Annotated in this window: 10 protein-coding genes; 6 read left to right on the top strand and 4 right to left on the bottom strand. The window is 35.7% G+C overall.

Going from position 1 to position 6,845, the window contains the following annotated elements:
• Positions 1 to 151 precede the first annotated feature (151 nt).
• A complete protein-coding gene (locus AC1DU2_RS30575) occupies positions 152 to 466 on the bottom strand; it encodes a hypothetical protein (RefSeq protein ID WP_477389381.1) in 315 nt (104 codons plus the stop codon).
• Between the two features lie 241 nt (positions 467 to 707).
• Positions 708 to 1,190 carry a hypothetical protein gene (locus tag AC1DU2_RS30570; RefSeq protein WP_477389379.1) on the bottom strand — a complete coding sequence of 161 codons (483 nt, stop codon included), beginning with the start codon at positions 1,188 to 1,190 and terminating at the stop codon, positions 708 to 710.
• Positions 1,191 to 1,310: 120 nt separating this feature from the next.
• Here AC1DU2_RS30570 and AC1DU2_RS30565 point away from each other — a divergent pair, with 120 nt between their 5' ends.
• Both AC1DU2_RS30565 and AC1DU2_RS30560 read left to right on the top strand, forming a co-directional pair.
• Entirely contained in the window at positions 1,311 to 1,619 is a 309-nt protein-coding gene (locus tag AC1DU2_RS30565; RefSeq protein WP_477389377.1) for a hypothetical protein, read from the top strand.
• Between the two features lie 95 nt (positions 1,620 to 1,714).
• Entirely contained in the window at positions 1,715 to 2,902 is a 1,188-nt protein-coding gene (locus AC1DU2_RS30560; protein WP_477389375.1) for a terminase large subunit domain-containing protein, read from the top strand.
• A 5-nt stretch (positions 2,903 to 2,907) separates the two neighbouring features.
• On the opposite strand, the gene AC1DU2_RS30555 is transcribed toward AC1DU2_RS30560, so the two are convergent.
• A complete protein-coding gene (locus tag AC1DU2_RS30555) occupies positions 2,908 to 3,240 on the bottom strand; it encodes a hypothetical protein (RefSeq protein WP_477389373.1) in 333 nt (110 codons plus the stop codon).
• A gap of 59 nt (positions 3,241 to 3,299) precedes the next feature.
• Between AC1DU2_RS30555 and AC1DU2_RS30550 the strand changes: the two genes are divergently transcribed.
• From AC1DU2_RS30550 to AC1DU2_RS30540, 3 genes are all read left to right on the top strand, one after another.
• Positions 3,300 to 3,962, top strand: coding sequence for a hypothetical protein (locus AC1DU2_RS30550; RefSeq protein ID WP_477389371.1), 663 nt, complete (start codon positions 3,300 to 3,302; stop codon positions 3,960 to 3,962).
• The gene (locus tag AC1DU2_RS30545) at positions 3,959 to 4,105 is read left to right on the top strand and encodes a hypothetical protein (protein WP_477389369.1); all 147 of its coding nucleotides are present in this window, start codon (positions 3,959 to 3,961) and stop codon (positions 4,103 to 4,105) included. The genes AC1DU2_RS30550 and AC1DU2_RS30545 overlap by 4 nt, the downstream gene beginning before the upstream one ends.
• A 76-nt stretch (positions 4,106 to 4,181) precedes the next feature.
• On the top strand, positions 4,182 to 4,796 hold the full coding sequence (locus AC1DU2_RS30540; protein WP_477389367.1) for a hypothetical protein: 615 nt from the start codon (positions 4,182 to 4,184) through the stop codon (positions 4,794 to 4,796).
• Positions 4,797 to 4,847: 51 nt separating this feature from the next.
• Here the strand turns inward: AC1DU2_RS30540 and AC1DU2_RS30535 are convergent, their stop codons facing one another.
• Positions 4,848 to 5,690 (bottom strand): hypothetical protein, encoded by an 843-nt coding sequence (locus AC1DU2_RS30535; RefSeq protein ID WP_477389365.1) that lies wholly within the window; start codon positions 5,688 to 5,690, stop codon positions 4,848 to 4,850.
• Between the two features lie 62 nt (positions 5,691 to 5,752).
• Here AC1DU2_RS30535 and AC1DU2_RS30530 point away from each other — a divergent pair.
• Positions 5,753 to 6,845, top strand: a 1,093-nt coding sequence (locus AC1DU2_RS30530) for a hypothetical protein (protein WP_477389363.1), incomplete at its 3' end; no start/stop codon positions are given.

Genomic DNA, 6,845 nt, shown 5'->3' with positions numbered 1-6,845 from the left:
TAACAACATTAAACAAAAATGGACGATGCCACTTGCTAATTGGGCGACAACGGCCCAGAAGCTGGCCATTTGGTTTCCTGGGAGAATGATATTAGATTTGATGTAGCAATCAGGCCCTGCCGGCCCATGGGCCGGCAGGGCCTGACACAGTTTATTTTACAGACCCAGATAATGTAGTTTTAGAATCTAATAGCGTTTGCACACGTGCAGACACAGATTCTTTATTCTCTTTTAGTTTATCAACGTATTCACTTAAACTACTTTGTCCTTCTATAGTAATTTCCGGAGTATTGATAATGGTAGCTACAAGTTCTAACTTTTGGTCAAACACCGCAAGTTTAAGTGCCGTTCCTAAGTTTTTATCTTCACCTGTTAATTCTTCGTTGATTGTTCCAACACTCTTTTTTAATTCGATAGCTGCTTCTATATCTGAAATTAGTCTATCAGTTAATTCTTTTCCGGTCATATAGTCTTTTTTACAAAGTTAAAAAGAGTCAAATCATCTGGTTAAGATTGATGTTTTATATTTTATTAATTAATACGTAATTTACGGTTATGGAGACGAGGGAAGAAGATAAAATAATTTGGGTTGCCATTTCCCTAATCGGTACACTGTAGCGGTAATGTGGCTATTGATACTGATATTCCCTAATCCAACAGACCATTAACCTAATTTGTTCGCCTTTTTAATTATCGTTTCTAACGGCTTAATAAGTTTTTCTTTTTTCAAATTGTGCGTTAGGGTCATAAAGATAATGTGGATGTACAACTACTGGAAGATGTTCCTTGCGATTTATACGATTAATAGAATCTAATCTTTTCAATAATTGTTTTTCAATGTTGAAAAGTTGTGAAATAGAGTTCTGTATCTCTGCCTTTTTAATTTCTAATGAATCTTTTTGGATAACTAAGGATTTTTTATCGCTGAGTAATTCACTTCTTTGTTTTAAAAGAGTAGTTTTTTCAGTTTCCAGTTTAAGTGTTTCTAACTTAACAATTTCCCCTTTGACATCGAATAGCCCTGATTCGATACTGAAAACTGCAGCCGTCAATGCAATTATAAACGTCCAAAAACTTGGTTTGAAGTAAAAAGGTCGTGTTAAATATTTTATCTCAGCAATTAACCTAATGTTTTTTAATTCCGTTTCACTTAATTCTTCTAATCTGGCTTGGTTTTGTGGATTACTCATTGTCAATAGTTTTTAGGTCTGGTAGTGTAATATAGAAATTATAATAAAACTAATCAACCTCACTCTTTTTTCTCGCACATATATCTTATTACCTACTCAATAATAGAAATAGAAAAGAATATGCCATTTGAAAAAGGGAGAGCAAAGACCGGGGGACGTGTACCGGGAGTTAAGAATAAGACCACCGAAGAAATTAAACAAAAAATTCAGATGGTTTTGGCTAATAAGGTTGAAGAACTGGCTGATGATTTGGCTATGATGCCAGAGCATAAGCAATGGCAAATCTTATCTGCAATAGCCCGCTATGTGTTGCCCTCTAAAGTTGAAAGTGACGGTACGGTAGACCATTCAGGAGAGATAAAATATAACGTTAATATCAACTTCGTTGATAACGACCCGACCGGGGATAATGAAGACGCTGAATCCTAATCAGCTACTACGTTACTAACCCGTAAAGCCCCTTAAACATAGTTTAAAGGCTGTTTTTAAAGGATAGGGAACGATTTAGGTAACAAAACACTGTTTTGAACATCAATTTAACCTTACCAAAACCACATCCGGGACAACAACAGGTATTAGATAGTAAAGCCAGATTTAAGGTTTTGCTATGCGGAAGACGTTGGGGCAAATCTCTGATAAGCCAGATTATATCTGTTTTAGGTATAGTCAACGGCAAACACATTGCATACGTTACACCTACGTATCAGTTAAGTAAAATCTTCTTTCAGGACATTCTTAAACTGATTCCCGTTAAGCTGATTAAAGCTGCCAATAAAACTGATTTGGTTATTACCCTTATCACTGGTGGTACGCTATCGTTTATGACTGGCGAAAGGCTCGATTCATTCAGGGGTAGAAAATTTCATACGGTAATCATTGATGAGGCGGCGTTTATTCCAGACCTCGAAACAGCTTGGTTAAATAGCATCAGACCGACCTTAACCGACTATAAGGGTAACGCTTTATTCATCAGTACGCCACGTGGTAAAAACTACTTCTATGCCCTGTACAATAAGGGACTTAACAAAGAAGACGGTTACGAATCATTCCACTTTACCAGTTACGATAACCCGCATATAGCAGCCAGTGAAATAGACGCTGCACAACTGGAATTACCTGATTCAGCATTCAGGCAGGAGTATTTAGCAGAGCCGGGCGAAAATACGGCAAATCCGTTCGGGGTCGATAATATCAAGAATAATACCGTTGCCGAATTAAGTCAGAAAGAGACTAAGGTTATCGGTATTGACTTGGGTAAACACAATGACTATACGGTACTAACCGGGTTGGATGAAGACGGCAAAATAAGCCTGTTTGAGCGGTTTAAATTACCGTGGTTGCTCACTATCGAAAAGATAAAGAAACTGCCTGCATACTGCTTAAAAGCGGTTGATAGCACTGGTGTAGGCGATGCCGTATACGAACAGTTATCAACTACCTGTACCAATATTACCGGGTTCAAATTTACCAGTACCAGTAAACCGCAAATTGTTATGGAATTGGTAAAAGATTTAGAAATGGGTAAGGTTAAAGTGAATGATGTTACAGCTAATGAAATGATGGTTTTTGAGTATAAAATCCAACCATCGGGACACATTAAGTATGAAGCGCAATCAGGTTTTCACGATGATACTGTAATGGCTTTGTGTATGGCTAACCATTTCCTTAAAGAAGCGGTGTATACCAGTAATTGGAGGCTGTACACTGCTTAAACTACCTAAAAAAAAGTGCCTTTTTTAACTGTGAAATAAAAAACTTCATCTCCTTCGTGGGTCAATGACAGGGTATCACTATTAGCATTCTTGTTAACATAATCGCCCTTTGCGGCTAATTTGTCCAATGGCGTATTTGTAGATAAAGAAACGGGGATAATTCTGTATTCCTCGCTTCCGACAAATAACATAACGTACTCCCTGTATCGGTATAGGGTATCAATTTTACCATTAATTTTCGCTTTATGAAACTCATCATACTTACCCTTTCTCGCAGAAAATAAGAATGATACAAACAGAACCAACCCAATAATGATTAAATAAAATCTTTTGTCCATTGTGGAAATACTTATCCGAAAATACAATATAAAACCTATTACTCACTAACAACAACAAAATGAGTTATAAAGAACTATTAAACAAACTGCCTTCAAGTTGGGAACAGCTTAAATTGAAGGACTATATCAAGTTAAGCCCTGTACTGAATGAATCAGATAAGGATAATGATTTGGTTGATGATGAAATCTATACGATTAAGCACCTATCAGATTTGGATATGAGCGTACAAATCATCAGCCTGTTAACGGATACCCCGGTTGAAGATATTGAAGCGTTATCGATGTTAGAGGTTAACCAACTTATTGAGAAATTAGCCTTCATCGGTACCGTACCCCAAGCAGGTAAACCTAAAATAGCCTATAAAGCTTTTGATGAACTTAGCTATGATAACTTCATAACCTTTCAAAAACTATCAATGGATTTTACGAAAGAAGGGATTCTATCAAGTGCTATAGGTAACCTGCCAGTGATGTTATCCCTATTTGCCAAAGACCCAAATCATAACCCTGAATTTATTGCAAACTTATCAATGGTGGAGTGCATTCCGGGTTTTTTTACTGTCAAGAGGAACACCGAAAAGTATTTACAACGTTTGGAGCGTTCTTCACTGTTAAAGAAACACCTGATGTTCTGGCAAGCGATACCAAAAGTAGTGACCCAATATTTCAGGAATCGAAAAGCATCGAAACTGAGTTTAACCAAAGATGGAACTATTGGATGATAGCCAAAAGCGTATCAGAATTTACATTACAACCCTTTTGGCAGGTATTAGAAGATAATGTAATGGCTGTTTTAACTATAGCAACCTTATTAAAAGAACAGGTGACATTAGAAGAAAATCGTAATGGTAAAATCAGTTCTTAATTTCRATTACAAGCCGTTTTAAGGCTCTTAAATAACAAGCGATACAATGTATCAATAATGAATAAATAAACCTTAAATGGCTCAGAATCTATCACAGGCGAACGCTAAAGCCCTCGATTCGTTAGGTGTATCTAAATCAGATTTTACTACTGAATTATCGGTGGTTGAAGCGGTATGCGGTGCTTTTATTGAAAGGGTAAAAGAGAATATTCAATCAATCCCTAACTTTGTTAACTCTGGTAAAATTGAAAACCTAACCTTAGAATCAGCCGGTGACGAAGTACATATAAAAGGTTCGCAACACCTGCTTTACCAATACCGGGGCGTTAATGGTGCCAAAGAAAAACTTTATGACAGTCCTTACTCATACGGTAGCCTCAAACCTCCTATGCAGGTGTACCTTAAATGGATTCAGGAAAAGAATATTAGGATGGTTGATAATCCGAAATACTATGGGGATGCTTCACCGTTTAAGGAGGTAACCGAAGATAAGCAGCAAGAAAAGTTAGCTTGGATGATGGTAAATTCTGTATTCAATAAAGGTCTTAAACCGCACACCAAAATTGCTTGGGATGAAGAAAAAGAACAGCTAAAAAAGGATTTAATCAAGAATGCTAAAGKCTTTGTTATTCAGAAATTGAAAACAGAAATCTATAATAAATATGGTGATAGGGTAGATAACAAAAAGTAAAATGTCATTTTTAAAGAAATTTATTTGGATAATCTTTTTTATATTATCATTTTAAATATTATCGCCCGTTGGAATGGAATCAGCAATAACATCCATAGATTTTAACTTTAGGATGTCATCATCTTCAATATATTTCAACGAATGCCAATTGATTGGTTCGACTCTGAAAAATATTCCTTTTCTATTCATTGGATGAATTTGAGTTAATTTATCGACGTAAACATTTCCAAAACTTTTATAAATCCAATCTGAATCAGTACTAAATACAAATATAAATAGACTCCCTATTGTAAAAGTAGATGTTTGTGCAAAACGTTTTTCAACATTAATCATTATCCTTTCCATAAGGCGTCCGCCATAGTGCTGATATCCCACTATATCTCCTTTATAACGCCCAATCCAAATTTTCCACTTCTCAGGTACTTGTTGGTTAATCTTAAAGTTTCGTAAATGTTCAATTGGTATTTGTTTAAATCTTAAATCATCAAATTCTGCAACCATTGTTGACATCACAATCCATTTGTGCAAGAGTAAGATGTCCTTTTTTTGCAATGTTACAGGTTCATCCAACATCAAACTGGAAAGTAACGGTTTAGTTTGGTTTTGTAATTTGCTCATCCATCCGTTATTGCAAGTTGCACAAACAACTAATAGCTTTTTTGAAAATGTATGACCAGCTTTTTTTAAGACCCTTGGATAGAATACAACGAAGTTTGAATCATATGTGATAGATATTCTTAGGTTTTGATGATTAATCACATTACGCTCTGTGTTCAGGACTTTTGGTATCCAATCAGGAATTAGATGTTCTTTTGTTAATGGCAATCCTGAACAGAAAATACACTTCCGTTGAGATTTAGATTGTTGTGCTGTTTTAGGTAACTTATTGCTCATAATAAGGTTTTAAAGATAACTAATTACCCTACCAAATCATATTACCTATCCAAAAAGGATAGATGATTACATTCACCAAAACACCACAAAAGTACACCCCGGCAAATAATCCGATTATATTTCAGGTATCATCTGATAATACAGCTATACAGTTTTTTCAGGTACAGGTTCAGGCTGATGATAACGGCGTTATAGCTAATTTAAGACTTTATACAACCCCGGCGCACCGTACCAGTTCATTCACTGATTTATCATCAATTTTATCAAACGTTGTTAACTATCAACTTTTGCCTTCTGCTAACATAGTTGATTCAACCCCGGCTATACTACAAGCTTATAAAGTTAAAGTAACTGAAAAGCTGTACGGTGATGCAGGTATTGTTGATGGTTCAACGCTTACTTCTGGCTTGTTTTATACTTGGAATGCCCAAATTGATAGGGTTTCCTATAATATTTACGATTATAAAAACTTTGTGGTTACTGCTTMTGGTTCTACCGCCAATTTTTTAACCAATAAACCTGATTTAGGATTCATTAACGCTACCAGTAGCGAATATTTAAGCTATCTTAATGATGGTGTACCCGGTACCGTTAAGGTTATTACACATAATGGGTTAGTATCCAATACTTACAACGTAGCTGTACCATCAGGTACAACAGCAGGTAGGGTAGATGTCAGCCCGGCAGCACTTACCCGTAATTTTTATATTGATTTTAGTAATGTTAATTACTATTCTGTTCAATTGTTTGATAATTCGGGTGTAACCAAATCGGCTATCAGGAATTTTCAATATCAATCCCTTGGTTGCAAAGATTCAGTTGAAATTTTGTTTCTTAATAAGTTGGGCGGGTTCGATAGATGTACTTTTTTCAACGTCAGAGAAACTTTGGCGGTAACCAAAACCAACTTAACCACAACACCCTTCAAAATTGATAATTCTGGCAACTATACGGATATACAGAACGGTATTTTCAATACAGATAGTGAAACAATTTTTGTTAATACGGTAAATACCTATAAAGCAATTACAGACCCTTTAACAGATGCTCAGTATTATTGGTTAAAAGAGTTAATAGAAAGTTTAAAAGTGTATTTGAAGCTACCTAACGGTGATTTCCTGCCTATACAGTTGAATAATTCAAACTACCCGGTAC

It is taken from the genome of Mucilaginibacter sp. P4_C11, assembly GCF_056402115.1.
Note: the sequence above shows the minus strand (reverse complement) of the source record. Positions and strands in the feature narration are given on the sequence as shown.

What these genes read in the sequence shown, in the direction of transcription:
- AC1DU2_RS30575 (WP_477389381.1), bottom strand. Translation starts at nt 466, where the DNA reads ATGACCGGAAAAGAATTAACTGATAGACTAATTTCAGATATAGAAGCA.
- AC1DU2_RS30545 (WP_477389369.1), top strand. Translation starts at nt 3,959, where the DNA reads ATGATAGCCAAAAGCGTATCAGAATTTACATTACAACCCTTTTGGCAG.
- AC1DU2_RS30535 (WP_477389365.1), bottom strand. Translation starts at nt 5,690, where the DNA reads ATGAGCAATAAGTTACCTAAAACAGCACAACAATCTAAATCTCAACGG.
- AC1DU2_RS30570 (WP_477389379.1), bottom strand. Translation starts at nt 1,190, where the DNA reads ATGAGTAATCCACAAAACCAAGCCAGATTAGAAGAATTAAGTGAAACG.
- AC1DU2_RS30555 (WP_477389373.1), bottom strand. Translation starts at nt 3,240, where the DNA reads ATGGACAAAAGATTTTATTTAATCATTATTGGGTTGGTTCTGTTTGTA.
- AC1DU2_RS30565 (WP_477389377.1), top strand. Translation starts at nt 1,311, where the DNA reads ATGCCATTTGAAAAAGGGAGAGCAAAGACCGGGGGACGTGTACCGGGA.
- AC1DU2_RS30550 (WP_477389371.1), top strand. Translation starts at nt 3,300, where the DNA reads ATGAGTTATAAAGAACTATTAAACAAACTGCCTTCAAGTTGGGAACAG.